At 39.7% G+C, this 17,676-nt stretch carries 14 protein-coding genes; 3 read left to right on the top strand and 11 right to left on the bottom strand.

What is annotated here, in order from left to right; all coding sequences use genetic code 11:
* Both VGD82_RS11795 and VGD82_RS11790 read left to right on the top strand, forming a co-directional pair.
* On the top strand, positions 1-655 hold a 655-nt coding region (locus VGD82_RS11795; RefSeq protein WP_349256909.1), incomplete at its 5' end, for a cation transporter.
* Positions 656-872: 217 nt separating this feature from the next.
* The gene (locus tag VGD82_RS11790) at positions 873-1,205 is read left to right on the top strand and encodes a YnfA family protein (RefSeq protein ID WP_331020581.1); all 333 of its coding nucleotides are present in this window, start codon (positions 873-875) and stop codon (positions 1,203-1,205) included.
* 253 nt (positions 1,206-1,458) lie between these two features.
* Here the strand turns inward: VGD82_RS11790 and VGD82_RS11785 are convergent, their stop codons facing one another.
* The 11 genes from VGD82_RS11785 to VGD82_RS11735 form a co-directional block, all read right to left on the bottom strand.
* Positions 1,459-2,253: a hypothetical protein gene (locus VGD82_RS11785; protein ID WP_331020580.1), complete on the bottom strand. Its 795-nt coding sequence runs from the start codon at positions 2,251-2,253 to the stop codon at positions 1,459-1,461.
* Between the two features lies 1 nt (position 2,254).
* A complete protein-coding gene (locus VGD82_RS11780) occupies positions 2,255-2,515 on the bottom strand; it encodes a hypothetical protein (RefSeq protein WP_331020579.1) in 261 nt (86 codons plus the stop codon).
* Between the two features lie 26 nt (positions 2,516-2,541).
* A complete protein-coding gene (locus VGD82_RS11775) occupies positions 2,542-8,967 on the bottom strand; it encodes an Eco57I restriction-modification methylase domain-containing protein (protein WP_331020578.1) in 6,426 nt (2,141 codons plus the stop codon).
* 52 nt (positions 8,968-9,019) lie between these two features.
* Complete coding sequence (locus VGD82_RS11770) at positions 9,020-10,906, bottom strand: LPD7 domain-containing protein (RefSeq protein ID WP_331020577.1); 1,887 nt, start codon at positions 10,904-10,906, stop codon at positions 9,020-9,022.
* 201 nt (positions 10,907-11,107) lie between these two features.
* A complete protein-coding gene (locus VGD82_RS11765; protein WP_331020576.1) occupies positions 11,108-12,262 on the bottom strand; it encodes a KfrB domain-containing protein in 1,155 nt (384 codons plus the stop codon).
* Between the two features lie 138 nt (positions 12,263-12,400).
* Positions 12,401-12,913, bottom strand: coding sequence for a KfrB domain-containing protein (locus VGD82_RS11760; protein ID WP_331020575.1), 513 nt, complete (start codon positions 12,911-12,913; stop codon positions 12,401-12,403).
* 52 nt (positions 12,914-12,965) lie between these two features.
* Complete coding sequence (locus VGD82_RS11755; protein WP_331020574.1) at positions 12,966-13,241, bottom strand: hypothetical protein; 276 nt, start codon at positions 13,239-13,241, stop codon at positions 12,966-12,968.
* 209 nt (positions 13,242-13,450) lie between these two features.
* Entirely contained in the window at positions 13,451-14,962 is a 1,512-nt protein-coding gene (locus tag VGD82_RS11750; RefSeq protein ID WP_331020573.1) for a helicase HerA domain-containing protein, read from the bottom strand.
* A gap of 60 nt (positions 14,963-15,022) precedes the next feature.
* The gene (locus VGD82_RS11745) at positions 15,023-16,273 is read right to left on the bottom strand and encodes a ParB/RepB/Spo0J family partition protein (protein ID WP_331020572.1); all 1,251 of its coding nucleotides are present in this window, start codon (positions 16,271-16,273) and stop codon (positions 15,023-15,025) included.
* 9 nt (positions 16,274-16,282) lie between these two features.
* Positions 16,283-17,068 carry a ParA family protein gene (locus VGD82_RS11740; protein WP_331020571.1) on the bottom strand — a complete coding sequence of 262 codons (786 nt, stop codon included), beginning with the start codon at positions 17,066-17,068 and terminating at the stop codon, positions 16,283-16,285.
* On the bottom strand, positions 17,061-17,243 hold the full coding sequence (locus tag VGD82_RS11735) for a hypothetical protein (RefSeq protein WP_331020570.1): 183 nt from the start codon (positions 17,241-17,243) through the stop codon (positions 17,061-17,063). Before VGD82_RS11735 ends, VGD82_RS11740 begins: the two co-directional genes overlap by 8 nt.
* Positions 17,244-17,395: 152 nt before the next feature.
* On the opposite strand from VGD82_RS11735, the gene VGD82_RS11730 reads away from it, so the two are divergent.
* Positions 17,396-17,674: an integration host factor subunit beta gene (locus VGD82_RS11730; protein WP_331020569.1), complete on the top strand. Its 279-nt coding sequence runs from the start codon at positions 17,396-17,398 to the stop codon at positions 17,672-17,674.
* The last annotated feature ends 2 nt before the right edge of the window (positions 17,675-17,676 follow it).

Genomic DNA, 17,676 nt, shown 5'->3' with positions numbered 1-17,676 from the left:
ATACGATCTAGAAACTATTAAGGTTTATAAGTTTGGAACATATATGGCAAAAGAGTGCTGTGACAACGGAAGTAATAACAACCAACTGCTAACGCCAAGGTATCGCAGGATACTGTGGATTGCATTAATCATTAATTTTGCTATGTTTCTCGTTGAGGTATTAAGTGGTTTCAGTGCACACTCGGTTTCTTTAATGGCTGATGCAATTGACTTTTTTGGCGATGCTATGAATTACGGTATTTCCCTGGTGGTATTATCCATGGGGCTAATTTGGCGTGCGCGTGTTGCTTTGCTTAAGGGGTTAATGATGGGGGCATTCGGTCTATTTGTGTTGGCCAGTGCCGTATGGTCGTTTATGCACGGCAAAGTACCGGAACCTTATACGATGGGTGCCATAGGTATGCTCGCATTAGTTGCTAATGTGAGCGTTGCCAGCATGCTATACGCTTACCGTGAAGGAGATGCCAATATGCAATCCGTATGGTTATGTAGCCGCAATGATGCAATTGGCAATTTAGCGGTTATGTTAGCAGCATTAGGTGTTTGGGAGAGTAAGAGTGTATGGCCAGATTTGATAGTAGCTTTTATTATGGCAACTCTAAGTATAACTGGGGCAATCCAGGTAATACATAAATCTCTTAGAGAACTCAAGTAAGCAAGATCCAAAAGCAACTCAAATGCATCACGATGTAAATTTATGGTGGCTTTTTTGATACTGTTACAGGTGGCTTTTGCGGTTGTTATGAGTGGTTTTTTATTAAGAATACTCACTGTATAAGGAATATTAATTTAAGGAGTTACTAAATAAATTAATGCTATGATTTTTTTACATACTTTATTTAATAAATTGCAAAAGGTATTCACGAAACACTATGTTAGAAATTAAAACCATCTCTCTCTTCCTAATAACTGCTCTGGCCGAGATTGTTGGCTGTTATCTCCCTTACCTCTGGCTCACGCAGGGCAAAAGCATATGGCTTCTCATTCCAGCAGGATTGAGTCTCGCATTATTTGCGTGGCTTTTGTCATTGCACCCAGCCGCAGCCGGTCGTGTCTATGCCGCCTATGGTGGAGTTTACATCTTTGTAGCTATTTTTTGGCTATGGGCAGTTGATGGGATAAGACCCACTGCTTGGGACTTAGTAGGATCATCTGTAGCGCTTATAGGCATGTCGATTATCATCTTTGCTCCAAAAAATGCATAACACTGATACGCCACTAGTTTACTAGACACTTCTGAGCCGATAGCTGATGTCAAAAAAATTAAGGCGAACGGCAGCTTTGTCCTGCATTGCTGCCTGACAGCATAAATATCTGTGAGGCAGCAATTTTGTCGTAACCAGCTTTTTATCTAAATTTCATTTGAGAATTACGAATGGCCGCTATTGCAAATCATGGGTGGCTTTTTTGCGATAAGTTTAAGTGGCCTTTTTGAAATTGTTTTAGTTGGCCTTTTTACTAAGAATACGCAGGATATTCAAATTTGCTTGCTGGGAATATTGATTCACTGATTTTTTCATTATCTGAAAAAACTCTAACCTGAAAAACATCCTTTAATGATGGGTTATCATCAAAGTAATCTACATACGTTTTGTATTTTCCACTTACTTGGGTGAATGAACTATTTTCATAACTGAAACCAGCGTCTAAAAGTAGCCCGTGAACGGCATCTACGTAGTTGTTATCAATCTTACCGGTAAAGTTTTTGAGGACGTTTTCCAACCCATCATATTTATCAAAAATGGATTGTTTAATCGCACTATATGAAACATTCATTTCACGCTTGGGATAGCCAGTAAACGGATCACCATCGAAAGAAACTACCCCGCCGGTTGATACGCCTACTGCCAGCACTTTAAATCCGAAAACAATCTTAGTGTAGTCCCAATTGTTGCCGTGATTTTCCCATGAGGATGCTTGAACAAAACCAAGGTCATTAAGAACATTAGCTAGAATATCTTTACCTATTTGCATTCTTGCATGATTGAGTGCACTCATGAAGTAATCCCCCACTCCATCTTTAGTATGTGCCCATGCACCTGGTAAAGTATTGGCAGCTTCTGCAAGTAATTCAGTAATTAGATCTAGATCAATTTTATTATTATCACAATCTTCAATGACATCATTTAATTTTGTTATAAGCTTAGGATCTACTTTAAACTGTTCAGCATAAGCATAATCAGGCAATGCGGCGCGTACTTGCTCTAATGCCTCTTTCGGCGACCAAATAGACTTGGGAAAATTCTTAGTCATTTTATTTTCCTAACTTCATATCTTCAGCGACAAGTAAGTTCCAGCCTTCACCGGTCCCTTTTAAAGATAGTTTAATTTTTGCCTCAATCTCTTGAAACTCTTTTAATGAAGTAACACCTAGAGATTGGAAGCCAGGTACATTTTTTGAAATAGTGGCAATTGCCGCATCACTATCCTTAGCAACTACCACATGATGTTTAATTTCTTCATCTGATCCCTGTATACCTGGCACTAAAAAAACATTACTTGATTGCAACTTCATAACTACTCCTAAATTTAAATTATTTTTTATCTTGAAATACTTTGTTGTTGGCCATCAACTCTGACACGATCCGTGTCATATCTAATCGTTACAACATCGCCTATTGATGGAATTAATTCGAAACGACTTACATCATGCTTTACAGTTTCACCACGGCCAATGTTTTGAACAATAATGCCGTTTTCATGACTCTCTATCTTACCTATATAAGAGCCGTCAATAACCACATCTAAATTTTCACCAATGCCAAGTTTCCTTACTGCATCACCAAAACCCAATTCAATGAGTTTGTCTTTCTGAACTATTAGTGCCGCATTAAAGGTAGCACGCTCCTCTGGCTTTATTGCAGCAGCAGAGTTCGCCTTCATTAGGTCACGTTGAACCTTACCGTGCTCTGCGATAGCAGAGGCCAGCTCTGCTTCTTGACTAAAAGGTTTACCCATTAAGGACTTCATTTCAATCGCTTCTGCTTTAGATTTATCGATTCTAGCCTCGATAAGAGAAATTCTCTCATCAACACCATTAACCCAATTTTCCATTCTGGTAACAACGCCAGAATGTGAAAGCTCTACCATCGTGGAGTATGAGTTATCCGGGTTGTACATCAAGATGGAGTGATTACTATCTCTTGAAAATACGAATTCTAGTCCTCGGTAAACAATCGAAGACTCTGCCTTTTTAGCAGAAAGGTCATTCGAGAGGTTTTTAACTAGACCTAGCAACTCCTCCTTAGTATTAACTGAAACACCCTTATAAATAGCTAATGATTCAGCTGTATCACGTTTAGTTTTCCTTGCAATCGATTCAGCAAGGAAAGTAGGACCAAATTGGTTAACGTAGTTGTTAGCATTATTAAAACGGCTGTTTAATACGTATTCACCATCAATATGTGCACGTGCTAATGCACGTAATTTCTTCACTTCCGTGGCGAGCTGAGTTTCTTTAAGAATGAGCGGATTTCCAGAAGCGGCCGCTTTCATATCAGCGGAATTAGAAGCCTCTGAAGCTACATCATCAATTTCATTTTCACCACTATATTTACGTAGTTGATCAACACCGGAGGCTTTGTGCTCAAGTAATTGCCAACGTCTAGTATCGTAAGTTTGGCTAGTTGAATAACGAATGATCTCGACTTCAAAATTATCCGGATCGCGATCATATAAAATGTTACCACGGCGAATAATACGGCCTTCGCGCTGCTCCAGATCAGATGGCCTCCATGGTGCATCAATATGATGCAAAGCAACTAGGCGCTTCTGTACGTTAGTACCTGCACCCATTTTAGGAGTAGAGCCGAGTAAGAATCTAACATCACCGGCATTTACTCTTTTGAATAATGCATCCTTAGCTTGAGGTGTATCATGATCATGTATAAATTCAATCTGGTTAGCTGGTATACCATTTCTGATAAGTTTAGCTTTAATGTCATCGTATACTGAGAACGCAGTAACCCCTGTAACGCCTTCAATATCTTGTGCAGTAATTTCAAAATCTACGGAGTCCCCATCTTCCGAGATTGAATGTGTATTTTTATAATCATCAATCTCTTCAGACTCAATTAAGCGTGATTTATCGCGCAGATCTAACCAACGTTCCTGGCCATCTTCACGCTCTAAGAATTGAGTAACGAAGTCATGAGCAGCCTGCTTATTCTCTAAGCCAGTTTTCAATTTAGCACCAGAAATTGAATCGTAGATGGTAATTAAACGATCCTTACCTTTACCTTCTACAACTAGAAAATAAGGGAACCCCTCATAGTTTTTTGGTGCGTGCAATGTACCTTTTTTATGTGTCAATTCGTCTTTATCGTCACGAACATAGATACGTTTTTCATTGCTGGCCATTTTGGCTTTTGCAGAAAGTGGTACTGATAAATCGCAGAATACTAATTGCGTACCCTTGTCAGTCTCCCATTTTTCATGAATAGCCAACATTCGTTGAATTGAAAGATTTAATTTAGTACCAGGATGGTCAACTGCATTAGGATTTATGAGCCGATAATCTAGGCCGGCTTTATTAGCTAGACTCGTTAATGATAGCGCGTTAATTTTACCCTTTGTTTTTCTAGTAAGCTCTTTAAGGTTCTCAAACTGGCCAACAATTGAATGAGGATCAATAATCATTTTGGGAGTAGTTGCTGCTGTTACTAAGGCTTCTTCAGCTGCTTCACGAGTCTCATAAACTTTACTAAAATACTCACGCTTCAATTCCCATTTGCCATTTTCGCCTTCATTGATGGTAATCTCTAAATCCAAATTTACCTCAAACTCAGGAATACCATATTCATTTTTCTTGATCTCTGGGACACCGAAAAATGCTTCCTGCAGCTCAGATCTCTTTGCTACAACGTTCAATGGCCTACCACCTTTAATCTTAGGAACAGGAAACTTCCTTCCTAGCATTGTTTCTTGCGCTTTCAGATCGTCTAAAGTAACTACATCCGCAAATGAACGATATTCACTCATTAACGAAGAGAGATTTTTGAATTTTGCAAAACGTTGTGATAATCGATACCCAGTACCTGATGGTGCTACTTCATAAACCGTCTGTACGTCACCATATTGCTTAGCCCATGAATCAAACATGTGCAATCCATCACGTTTTAAAGTGTTGTATTGCATAAAGCGCTGCATGGTAAACATTTCGGCCAACGAATTAGAGACTGGTGTACCTGTGGCTGTAATTAATGGTGCATTTTCACCAAAAGTTTCTTGCAGCCATCTAACTTTAATAAATAGATCAAATGCTTTACCAGATCCAGCTGGATTACCTAATCCGGCGACACGTTGCATTTGTGTATGAAAAAATAAGTTTTTAAATTCATGAATCTCATCTATGTATAGGGCGTCTACTCCCATATCCTCAAAGTTAACTACATTATCTTTCTCGCCAGCTTTTTTATTAAGAAGCGTTAATTTTGACTCAAGATTTGATGCGATTTTTTCCATGTCACGGATAATATTTCTATCCCCGCGCTCACTCTTGATCACCGCGATCGCAGAAAGCATTTCATCCAATTGCTCTTCGTAGATTTTAATTTCCGCTTCTTTTGGAATGCCAAGTTTTTTCAAAGATGAGTGGCCAATAATCACGGCATCCCAATTGCCGGTAACTATTTTAGAAAATAATTTTTCACGATTTTCTTTATCAAAATCCTGTGGTGTAGCAGCTAAAACATTTGCACCAGGATATAAACGATAGAACTCACTGCGCCATTGGAGTGTTAAATGATTAGGAACTGCAAACATAGGCTTCTTAGCAATACCTAAACGGCGCATTTCCATAGCCATAGCAGCCAATTCAAAGGTCTTACCTGCACCAACTACTTGATCGGCCAACATGACGCGATCTTGCAACCCACGCCATACACCATTTTTTTGGTGGCCAAGTAATTGTATGGAAGGATTCATTCCTGGAAAGGTTAAGTGTGAGCCGTCATATTTACGCTCAACAGAGCGATTGAAGCGGTCATTATAAATACCTGCAATCCGCATGGCTCTATCACTGTCAGCCCATAACCAAGAATCCCAATGTGAACGTATTTTATCGCCACGTTGACGCACAGCTTCAGTAGCCTCTTCGTCAGTAACATACTTATCGAAACCATCAACAAGTATGCGTTTTTTAACCTCAAGGCCTCGGCTATTCATCATTGCAAATAGAATTTGTGAGGCCCCCATTTTATCCGTACCAAACTCGGTACTATTTTTACCATAATTAAGATTATTCGGATCACTCATTAACCATTGTCCTGAAACTGACAGATGATTAAAAGTGGCATCGCCTCCGGAAATTTCTTTGAGAAAGTCTTTGTATATATCGGTCGGGATCCATATCCCACCAATTGAAGCAAAAATCTCAGACGGCAACTTATCAACCGGTATTATTTCGCTTAATGCTTCTACATTCTTTTTGAATGAAGAATCGGACTCTGCAGCCTTAATTGCCTCAGCTAATTTTGTTTTAACATCCCCAGATAGATATGCGTCACGTGTTACTAATCCGTACACTGGGTCTGTGTATAACAAGCTACCTAGTTCATCAATAATGTCTTGTTCACTTTTATGGTAGGCCTCAGTCATGAAGTCCATGTTGACACGGCCATATAGATTAAGTGAGTGTAACAATGCGTCTTTCGCATTTTCTACATTTGCAACCTCAACTGGCGGGAAAAGTACACGACGACTTAAAATATCTGCCTTAGTAGCTTGCGAAGGCCTTGGTGAGATTCCTAACTCTTCTGCCTTCACTTCGCCAATTGCCTTTTCGTAATCAAACTCAAGGGCTTGGATTAAGGCGGATTCTGTATCATCAATAAACAAACGACGATTGACCGGATCATTTAAATATCCATATTTTTGTTTGAATTGTTCATAGGTGTTGTCGAGTGAATGACGGTGACGCTCAAGCTCCACATCACTAGTCGAACTCACTAGATAAGTACGTTCCATATATATTTGAGCACGCAGTACTTCACGTATCTTAATCATTCCTAACATGCGCTCTAAAGCTTTCTGGTTAGGAGGATCCCACTCAATGGATTGTTTTTCACCTAAGTTATCAGGTAAACGGCGATATACTTTATTATCTGTTGCAAAAAATGAGCCTTCTTTAACGCCATCAGGAATCTCTATTGAAGCCTTATCCAAATCTACTGCAGTACGAATTAGTGGCTCATAAATCCCTACAGGTAAAGTTTCAACCCATTCGGCCAAGAGAGTTTCTAAGTCGCCATTTTCTGCAACGGTGTAAGTGTTGGCTTGATACATAGTATTGGCCAACACAGGTGTGCCTAATACATTTTGTGGGTTTTTTAAGAAATAGTCATTGACTGACGACAAACTAAACTCACCAGTGTCTTGATTCTGCAAACTAACTTCTGATGTATTGAGCCATTCAGGGGCAGCTTCATTACCGAGCATATTTTCGGTATCAAGACGTTTAAATAGTAAAATATCAGTCACTACCTCAGAGTTTGCATTATCTTTGAAAGCTGTATTAGGTAAGCGAACGCCAGAAACTAATTCCGCACGGCGCGATATCCATTGGCGAACATGAGGATCGAGTTTGTCTAAAAAACTATGTGAAACAACCATTGGCATAATGCCACCTGGCCGTAACATTTCAATACTTTTTGCAAAGAAATAATTGTGTATAGACCATCCAGAATAAGTAGACCCTTTTTGGTCTGCTAGTACCTGGCCACCGAATGGAGGGTTGCCAATGACCATATCAAAATATCCTGCTGGGATAGCGTAATCTTGAAACCCAGTAGCTTGTGCGATCTTTGCACTTGGATATAAGTGCGATGTAATTTTGCTTGATAATAAATCTAACTCAACACCATGAAGAGATGAGTTATTGCGCATTGCTTTCGGCATCACACCGTAGAAAGCACCAACACCTACTGAAGGTTCAAGAATGCGGCCGTCTTTAAAACCCAGTCGATTAGCCGCGCCATACATGGCATTGATAATTACTGGAGAAGTGTAGTGCGAGTCAAGTTGTGAACGTCTAGCTGCAGCATATTCTTCATCAGTTAATAAAGCCTTTAATTCCGTATACTGCTTTTCCCATTGCTTATTATTTGGATCAAAAACACCTTTTAAACCACCCCACCCCACATACTGGGCCAAAATATCACGTTCACTTTCAGTGGCATGACGTTTATTCAGGTCTAATTCTTTAATAATCTCAATGGTTCGGATATTAATCCGAAATTTCTGGCCTAACGTTAAATATTGATTACCGTTCGCTGAAATAACATAGTCTTCCGGTGCATCATCTAATGCTGATGATTCTAATTCGGTGGAGATTCCTGAATCTCGTACATTTGCATAATCTCGTGCCGAGCTAAATGTCGAAGTGATGCTTCGTTCGCTAGAATTTCCTTCTCTTGCTCCAACTGATTGCTCAGAGACTCCAGATAGATTTCTTGAGCGAATAATTGCAGCACCTTCTTCTCCCAACCCAGCATCCAGCGATTGGCGATCTCTACTGCCATTGGCCCCATTGCCGTTACCTGATCGGCTATCCCCATTGGATAAGCTTTCAGATTGTAGATCGTTTGAATTGTCATTTTCTGTCTCCTTACCCACTATAGTAGGCGAATTAATATTGTTTGCAAGAAATAATGTATTTTCTTTATGTTTTCTTAGTTCGTAACCGGTTAATTTTAATCGGCTCGCTTCAATTAAATCTTTTTGTACACCGGACATCAGCTCCACACGGTTTTTGTTAGATGTAACCGTAAAACCTGCACCTAGTAATACTTTCCATGCGGAAGTTGTGTTTAAGCGATTAATTATCTTTAATGCTTGTGACAAGTCGCCATTACGAAGGGCCATTTCAAATAAAGACGTTTCTGGAAGTCTCAGAACACCGTCTACAACCATTGGGGGTGAGTTCCCATTAATCGCCACCGCTTCATTACTAAAAAAATCGAATTGCATAAGTCCTCTTATTTTTATATTTATACTAAATCAAATTACACGTGCCAGGAACCTAACGACTTAATTCCTGACTATTTTCACGGCCTAAATCACGAGCTTTAAGATTGGCTTTACCTTGTTTATAATGAATCTCTTCAATGCTGCCTTTTTCAGGCAACTTATCAAAACTAGACGCTTTGTGGTGAACAATATTGCCACGGCCTAGACTTTGGGTGACAACGCCATTTTTAACATCAAGAATTTGTCCAATATGGCGGCCAAAGTTCGCAAAATTTATATTTAGTAGGTCGTGCTCTTTTTCTTCGCCTACAACCTCTTTAAATGCTTCATTGAACGCCTGATTTAATGACCTTGGTGTTAATGATTTAACCAATTTACCGCCCAGCTCAAATTGCTTAGTTGATGCTAGAATATTTTCAGATTCAATTGAGCCATCTGCTCTTGCAACAACATGAACAATCGCCGGTTGTTTTTCAGATGGTATTTTTGAAAATGCAACAATGGCTTCTTTAGGATCGGTAAAATTTACATCTTGCCCCCCTGGAAAGGTCACAACATAGCTAATTTCTGCGAACTTAGTTTCACCCTCAAGACCGATGTACGGGCGAAGCTCCACGTGCTCTTGTGACTGTGTAGTAGCCCTTGACTCAAAAACAGGTTGTTCTTCTACAGCTTTGCGTGCTTGCTCTTCTGCCAATCGTTCCCCATATTTTTGCAAATCATCTTTAGAAGGTGAGTAATTAACTACATCAATACCTATTAATTTTGCTTCTAGCCAAGCATCTGCTAAAGCAGCTGACGTACCTTTTAACTCAATGGCCGACCACCCTTTAGCTTTAGCCAACTCCATGGCAGCACGATAGCTTTCTGGAGTTTTACTTTTAAGAACTAAGGTATCACCGTTATCTTTAACTACTGATCGCCCACCTGCAGCTGGGCGATATTCCCCTTCACGATCCCTAACAAATGAGTTACCCAACAAGAATTTAGGTCGAGCCAAATCATTCTTATAATCCAGATTATTTAGTAGATCTTGCTCAGTGACTAAAGATAGTTGCAATTTATTAGCTTCAGGAAAAGAAGCAATAAATTTTCTAACGGCTTCTTTATCCTTACTAAGTTTCAATTTCTTAATTGAATTATTAATTTCTTCAGCTAATGCGATTCCAGCAGCGTTGTACAGACCATTAATCCAATAAGGACTCATAGCAGCATAGATGTTATCAACGCCTAGCCCCGCTTCTTCCAACCACTTTTGATCGTTGACCGTCTCGCGCTGAACATCGTTAACACTCAATGTAGGTTCAAGAGAACGTACTTGCTCAATCACCGGCTGAATCTCTATCACATCAGAATCTAGATCAGATTTAAGATCGCCAATGTCACTTTCACTCATTTTTACCATCTCACCTAGTGATGGAATACCATTAATGTCACTTGCATTAAATAACTCAACAGGTTCAAAATCACCTTTAATCTCGTTCCTGTATAACACTTGCACGCTCAATGCTTTCTCTGCGACGAGCCAGCCAAAGTCTGCCGCTTGGTTCCTAGTAACAAATCTAGGGTCTTTCCACCCCATCACTTTCATAGCATGAGTTAATTGATTAGCTTTTTCACCTAATATTTCACCTTCAGCTAAAGGGTTAAATGGAATATTTGCATTTACCATTTGTGCCATTGATAACTTTTTGGTTTCTGAATTCATAGTGCGCGTCCCTTCTAACTCATTTTTAAGTATGGAATATGCAAGATTGTTAAAATCAATCAGCGTTTTTCTTTCAAAATCTGTCAGTTTGCCGACAAATTCAGAGAAATCATCAATATCTTTCTCATCATCCAGTTCAAATGTAGATCCGTCTTTATGTACAATCTGAGCACCTCTACGAGCGCCACTTACATCTCTAAAGCGCATAATGGCGCCTTCTACTGAGGTCATAGGAACGCCTTCACGGCCGCTGATCCTAATTGCAGATTCGCCTTCAGTTAAAAAAATAGCCACATTTCACCCTTCATTACTTTAAAACAACTTAATTTATCAATATCACTTACTTTGCTTGTAGCCAGAAACTTTTGCTGCAAAAGAACTTATAAAAAAAGGCGAACATGAATTCCGCCTTTTTGCATTTACATTACATAATTATCGCGCTTTAGATTGAAGATTTTCTTGCGCCTTTTTAAGGTCACGATCAATAACAGCACCAATGCCACGGTTGTACTTGATGTCAAGATTTTGACCAATCTTAATATCTTTCATATCCAAACCTGAACGGTGATGCACTTTGAAGTCGCCAACGCGACCTTCTTGCAAAATAAAACGATCATTAACATCTTGAATTTTGCCACTATGCTCAAAGCCATTTTTAACAAATGCAAAACCAACCTTTGGATTATCATATAGCTTATGTGCGGTGGTGCTTATAGCCTGAAAATCTTTTTCAGCAGCCAAGAACTCAGTGCGCATATCAGCAACTGCACGAACTACGTTATCTTTAGCACTAAATGGCAATTTGAATGCTTCGCTGCCTACATCAAACTCAACACCAGCAATACGATCTAAACGCGCACGCAATGATGGGTTATAGCCAAAGCTGACCAGAATTGCACTATCTGTTTCGTTTACAGTCACGCCATCTACTTTTTTACCAAGTGAGCTTTCGTAGTCTTCCAATTGTTTGGATTTCGTATCAAACGTAACAGCCTTATTTAGCGTTGAATATTTAATGCCAATTTCTTCACCTTTATTTACGTTACGATCCAAACTGGCTTGGCGGTGAATTGTTACAAATGCAGCGCCGGATTTATAAGGAACATCGTTTTTATCAAAACCGGCTTTTGTTCCAAAACTAGTTAACTGCGCTGCAAAGTAACCATTAGCATTAATTATTTCACCAGTGTATGCACGGCCAGCTTCACGGAAATCACTGATACGTGGCTGTACATCCTGATCAGTACCGTTAGATACTTGACGTTCAACAGCCGTGTTCTTAGCAAGCGACATAATTTCATTACGAGCAACTTCAATTGCTTTTGCTTCAGAGCGAATTTTAGGTAACGCTTTGACAAAAGCTTCTTGGTTAGCGATAGGGATTACCCAATTGCCAATATCTTCTTTGAACTCACCACCGGCACGGCGCGCAAGATCAACTAATGCAACATCGTATTCAAAATGCATTTCAAAACCTACAACCACTCCACCATCAAGAACCGTATCAACCTCGACACCATCAACATTACCTAACAACTTGGTCATATGTTCTGAAACGGCCACCTCACTATTACTTGACTTCGCCATGATGAAACTCCTTAATAAATTAATAGAATCAAAGTGATTAACACATTATTAACACATTATATTATTAATAATAAAAAATCAATTATTATAAAATAATTACTTATTGAGCAAAAATCATAGTGAATTGCCCCACAAAAATTATCGCTCTATTTCCCTAGAGTGCTCAGGGTTAACCTCACTAACTTTAGCAAGATCCCCATTACCAGGATAAGAGATATCTAATCTAACATTCAAAGCTGGGATTTTTTCCAGCTTACCCAATTCATGAAGGATGGCAATCCTACCGGTACGTTGGATCATAAAATAGCCAGGAGACTCTAAAACGACTGGGCCAACATAATTCTCTCCGGATTTAGCTGATTTAACTACTAAATCCATACCAAACAGATTTCTAGCTTCTTGTACAAGCTCTACTTTCTTTGATTCACGAACATTTGATACAGACTCAACATCAGCCAGTATTTTGCTTTGATTATTTCTTAGAACTTTAATGGCTCGTGAAATTTGAGGTGCCCATACTTTATATTTCTCAGCGGCAACAGACCCCACCTCTCCAAGCACTAAAACCTCACGGCTAGCCGCGAGGATGTTATCAGAGAGGCGAGTATTTTGAGAATAGACATCAAATTCTTGATCAGTCCACAGTTTCATAAGAATTTAACTTAAATAAAGTATAAAAACGAATATTAAAACTTATTTAAGGTTATTGAAAGACTAGATTTGAATAAGCACCATCAACTCTACGTGATAAGACTTTGCCCATTGGCGCTGCCTTTGTTTCATTGTTAGCTGCTTCCAAAGCAAACTCCACCATTTCTTTAGCAAGATCCACTGGCATTCCAACTACTAAGCCTGGTATGCAAGGCTCCGCGTTGGTCAGTTCTAATACTAAAGCACGCGGAAGAATTCCATCCGCGTAGGATTTCTTTGGAACAAGAAGATTCAAACGTTCGTCTTCATGCATTACATAACCAGTCATTTCCAAACCCCTTATAAAAAAACATACATTTGAATCTTTACGATTAACACTATATTAACACTTAATTATGATAATAGTTAATTATTAACACTTTTATTTGTTAATATTCATAATAACACAAGTTACATTTTGTTACATTGTTTTACATGTGAATTACATTCAACTGCCGTATGCGGCAAATAATGCATATACATCAATTAATTATTAATTTAGGTATGTAAATTAAGCATCTGAAAATCAGTTTGCAACGTACCCTTATTTTTGATTTGTACTAATGCAGTTTTTTGTGGTGAGATTTTACTTAACATATCAGCATCGATGCCCAGCTTACGTGCGGCTAAATTAGCATCGGCAGACGACAACCCAAGAATAATCATGGTCCCTGTTGCTTTGATAAAGTCATCTGTAAAATGCGAAGGCGATTGTGACGCAACCCACAAGCCCAAACCAAACTTACGCGCTTCATTTGCAATAATATTTAGAATGTTTCCTGGCTCATCCGTTGCATACCGAGCACCTTCATCACAAATAATGATCTCTATTAGATCCTTTTGGACGCCACGCTGCATAGCTCGTTCAAAAATGCGTGAGCATACAAGGTCTACAAACATACGTTGAACAGGAATGTCTAATGGCTTAATAGCATAACGCCATACAGGTTTTGCAGGGTCAAATGGCGGTGGGACAGCCCTAAAGATGCCAATAGCTCTAAGATTTTGTAATCGCTCATAGACCGAGGTTAAAACCTCGGTCGAGTTATATCGGATCAAATCATCTAATTCACGGCCATAACGGATAGCTTCGAGATAACTTTCGTATGCAGCTAAAGACTTGTCTTTTGCTTTACTTAAATCATTTTCTAACTTGGCGGCCTCTTCTGCCTCTAGAATGGCGCCACGTTTAGCATACTGATTCACCTTACGGTGATAAGCAGAAGCTGCCAGGTTAACGTCTTGCAATAGTGCCATGGCAGCACTATTTGTACCGCAGAAATGCGCCTTTAGCTTGCGCTCTGCGAATCGAACTGCATCATCGATAGATGGGGCTGTTTTGAACAGAATACGCGGCTCCCACATGAGCAGCTCGCCCTCGTAGTCGTTCTTTTCTATCCACCAACATTTAAAATCACTGTCAAAGCCACCAAATGTTCGCCCTGTTTTAGAATCTCTAATTAATGACTTAAATCTTTCGATTTGACTAAACTCAACATCCAAATAAAGTCTACTTTCCTTACCGTTTAACTTTAAACGTATTTCTCTAGGATCGTCTGGAAGCCATGATCTAGGATCATCCGCTCTGAACCCTCTCGACTCATATAAATCTTCAAGCAAATAACGCATAACGGCTTCTTGTTTCGTCCCCAGCGCCTTATGCTTTTGAACCCCAGCAATAAATTTTTGGATAGCGCGTCTCACGCCACCATAATCTGGATCTGGATTAATTTCTAATGGGTTATAGCCGAACTCCGTGGCTTCACTAAACTTTACTTCGGAAGACCATGGTAAATCCATATCTCCATGAGGATCAAAAACGTGGATTCTTAACGGCTGCTTTAACGTGTGTGCGGATTTAACAAATTGTTCGACTAAAGCGCGGATTCGATGGGTTTTACCCATACCAGAAACACCGGAAATTTGGATGTGGCCATTAATAGCTATTGCGGTGTCTAGAATAACAGGCGCGGAACCTGATTTTGTTGTAGTGCCGATTTGTACTTGCATTTTTTAATTTACGCCATAAATATTATTTAGAAAATAACCGCCAATGGCGGTTATCTAAAATTAGCTTAACTTAACTAAGGCAGTTTGCACTACTCGCGCAACCTCACCATCAACCACTGATGACCCAGTTAGTACATTCGCAATTCTCAATGCAACCTGGTTGGGAATAATTACTTCGCACTCCAAACCACGTACTAACTCCAATAAATTAGAGTCGTCGGTTAATAAATCTATAAGATTTTCCATGTTCTGCAAAGTAACACGGCAGTGTGAAGGAGGACGGGTTAAATCAGCTGCCACCGCAACCTGAGTATCTGGTACGCTATATTTAGTAGTCAATAAGGAATCTCTAACTTCACCAGATAAAGCGTAACCTCCAGAAGCCGTGTCTGCACTATTATCCTCGCTCGAATCAATAGGATGCTCACTACCAGCCTGAGCCTCCTCTAAAGACTCTTGCATAGCAACAGCTATAGGATCCTGATGATTAACTACTTGGGTTTGGTCAGATGTAGACTGGGCTTTAACAGAAGCTGCTACTTCATTCTGCGCATGCGACTCGTCACTGGCAAGTTTAGCCCTTGCTTTAGCCTGTTTCACTTCCGCACGTAACTGATCGATAACTTTGCGTGTGATTGGCTTTTCTATGCGCTCTGGATCATCCTCTGGAAGGTCTACTCGGCGTAATATTTCCAATTGCACCGGCATGGGTAGTAAAGAGATTAAATAGACGGAATCTTTTGAGGTTGCAATCCCAGTGCGCACCCAAGTACGCTGATTATCTTCATCACCGAAACGAACCACCTTAGTAACCCAGTCTTCTTTTTTACCTAATGCACGAGAAATATCTACCTGTGACATAGGCTCACCATCATCACCTTCTTTTAAGAGCTTTTGGACTGCCAACCACAGTTCATTATCTGTTAAATCGTGACGGTTAACATTCTCTGCAATTTGATATAGCAAGCGTTTGGAAGGATTTGTTAAATCGTTCCTAACAATGGCGCGAATAGTGTCTCTTCCTAATTTTAGATGCGCACGAGTTCTACACTCACCCACTACAACGAAGTAAGAGCCATCATCGTCTTCTCGAACAGTAATGGCTTCTATTTGGCCATTCTCCTCAATAGAACCGGCCAATTCAGATATATAAGCTTCGTCTTTATCTGACACCACGCCATCTAAAGCATGAAATGCTTGACGTGGCTGATTTGGGTCAAATTTTACTTTATTCAGAGGTATTAATATTTCAACATCTGCTGTAACTTTTTGAGCGATAGCACGCTTCTTTAACTTATCCATTGTACTCATTACATTCCCCTAATTAGATATAACTTTTTTACAAAATCTGTGCCATTGCTCACGCAGTGCCTTTGGCGCAGACTTTCTTAACCAAACCGGCTGTGCAGGCTCTTCTTCCATAGCATCAGATACTGAAGTTCTAGTAGATAATGTTTCTAATATAGGATCTCCATACTCTGATCGAACAAATTCATCTTTTTCTCGGTGTGACTTAACACGCATATTTGCTCTGTTTATCACCCCCACCCATTTAAGAGCAGGGTTAATAGGCGCAATTACATCAGATATTGCGCTTAGTACATTCTGGAATCCAACGATGCTCGACATAACAGGCTCCATCGGGATCAGGGCAAGATCAGCCCAACATAGTGGAGCCATATGCCTGAAACCAACAGCTGGAGGCGTATCAATTATAATCACGTCATAATCTAAACTACGCAAATATTCACGCATTGTAGGACTATATCCACGATCTTCAATTTCCACATTACCATCAAACTGGTCCAAATTAGCATGACCATGTAACAAATCAATGCCATCATGAGATGTTACATGGGGATTTAAAGCTAAACCCTCTAACAAATCACCAACACCACCCGTAGTTACATTGCAAATGTCCAAATCGCCAGTTAAGTATTGACTAAAGTTCGCTTGTGAATCCAAATCAATGCATAAAACACGATTATTCTTTTTAGTTGCACCATTCGCAGACTTCCCCTCAGCAGCAGCGTGCGCCAAATGAAAGGCTAACGTTGATTTACCTACACCACCCTTTTGATTGATAACTACAATAATTTTAGTCATTTTTCTTATTTCTCACCTCAACTAATGGCAATGAATTCAATCTATGTCGCATAACATCTTGCGTTGTAACACCGCGTCTATCCCCATTACTGAGTTTCACGCTAGTAGCACGCAAAGCAATCTCATCATAAGTTTTAAGCACATTCTCCTCCAAACGAACAAAGACACCGATCATTTTTCTACTACCTTTTCGCGCCACATCAGCCCCTAATTACATATTAAATAATGTACTTTAATAGTATCTGATTAATATCATAATAGCAAATTATTAACCAAAAAAGTTTTGCTGCAAAAGTAAAAGCCATCCAGATTGTGTAGAATTGGGCTATGACAAAATCAGAACTCATCAACAAAATTCATAATAGATTAAGCACACTAAAACATGCGGATGTTGATATGTCTATTAAAGTGATCTTGGACTCACTCACAGAAACTTTGGCCGAAGGGAGCAGAGTTGAGATAAGGGGATTCGGGAGCTTTACGGTTACAATTAGGCCGCCAAGAGTGGGCAGGAACCCAAAAACTGGCCAGAGAGTTGATGTAGCACAAAAGAAAGTGCCAAGCTTTAAACCTGGCATTGGGCTACGAGATAGGTTAAATAAGTAAGA

Source organism: Methylotenera sp. (assembly GCF_036401095.1).
Lineage (GTDB): Bacteria > Pseudomonadota > Gammaproteobacteria > Burkholderiales > Methylophilaceae > Methylotenera.
The sequence above is the reverse complement of the archived record's forward strand: the minus strand, read 5'-3'. Positions and strand labels throughout refer to the sequence as shown.

What these genes read in the sequence shown, in the direction of transcription:
- VGD82_RS11790 (WP_331020581.1), top strand. Translation starts at nt 873, where the DNA reads ATGTTAGAAATTAAAACCATCTCTCTCTTCCTAATAACTGCTCTGGCC.
- VGD82_RS11785 (WP_331020580.1), bottom strand. Translation starts at nt 2,253, where the DNA reads ATGACTAAGAATTTTCCCAAGTCTATTTGGTCGCCGAAAGAGGCATTA.
- VGD82_RS11780 (WP_331020579.1), bottom strand. Translation starts at nt 2,515, where the DNA reads ATGAAGTTGCAATCAAGTAATGTTTTTTTAGTGCCAGGTATACAGGGA.
- VGD82_RS11775 (WP_331020578.1), bottom strand. Translation starts at nt 8,967, where the DNA reads ATGCAATTCGATTTTTTTAGTAATGAAGCGGTGGCGATTAATGGGAAC.
- VGD82_RS11770 (WP_331020577.1), bottom strand. Translation starts at nt 10,906, where the DNA reads ATGACCTCAGTAGAAGGCGCCATTATGCGCTTTAGAGATGTAAGTGGC.
- VGD82_RS11765 (WP_331020576.1), bottom strand. Translation starts at nt 12,262, where the DNA reads ATGGCGAAGTCAAGTAATAGTGAGGTGGCCGTTTCAGAACATATGACC.
- VGD82_RS11760 (WP_331020575.1), bottom strand. Translation starts at nt 12,913, where the DNA reads ATGAAACTGTGGACTGATCAAGAATTTGATGTCTATTCTCAAAATACT.
- VGD82_RS11755 (WP_331020574.1), bottom strand. Translation starts at nt 13,241, where the DNA reads ATGACTGGTTATGTAATGCATGAAGACGAACGTTTGAATCTTCTTGTT.
- VGD82_RS11750 (WP_331020573.1), bottom strand. Translation starts at nt 14,962, where the DNA reads ATGCAAGTACAAATCGGCACTACAACAAAATCAGGTTCCGCGCCTGTT.
- VGD82_RS11745 (WP_331020572.1), bottom strand. Translation starts at nt 16,273, where the DNA reads ATGAGTACAATGGATAAGTTAAAGAAGCGTGCTATCGCTCAAAAAGTT.
- VGD82_RS11740 (WP_331020571.1), bottom strand. Translation starts at nt 17,068, where the DNA reads ATGACTAAAATTATTGTAGTTATCAATCAAAAGGGTGGTGTAGGTAAA.
- VGD82_RS11735 (WP_331020570.1), bottom strand. Translation starts at nt 17,243, where the DNA reads ATGATCGGTGTCTTTGTTCGTTTGGAGGAGAATGTGCTTAAAACTTAT.
- VGD82_RS11730 (WP_331020569.1), top strand. Translation starts at nt 17,396, where the DNA reads ATGACAAAATCAGAACTCATCAACAAAATTCATAATAGATTAAGCACA.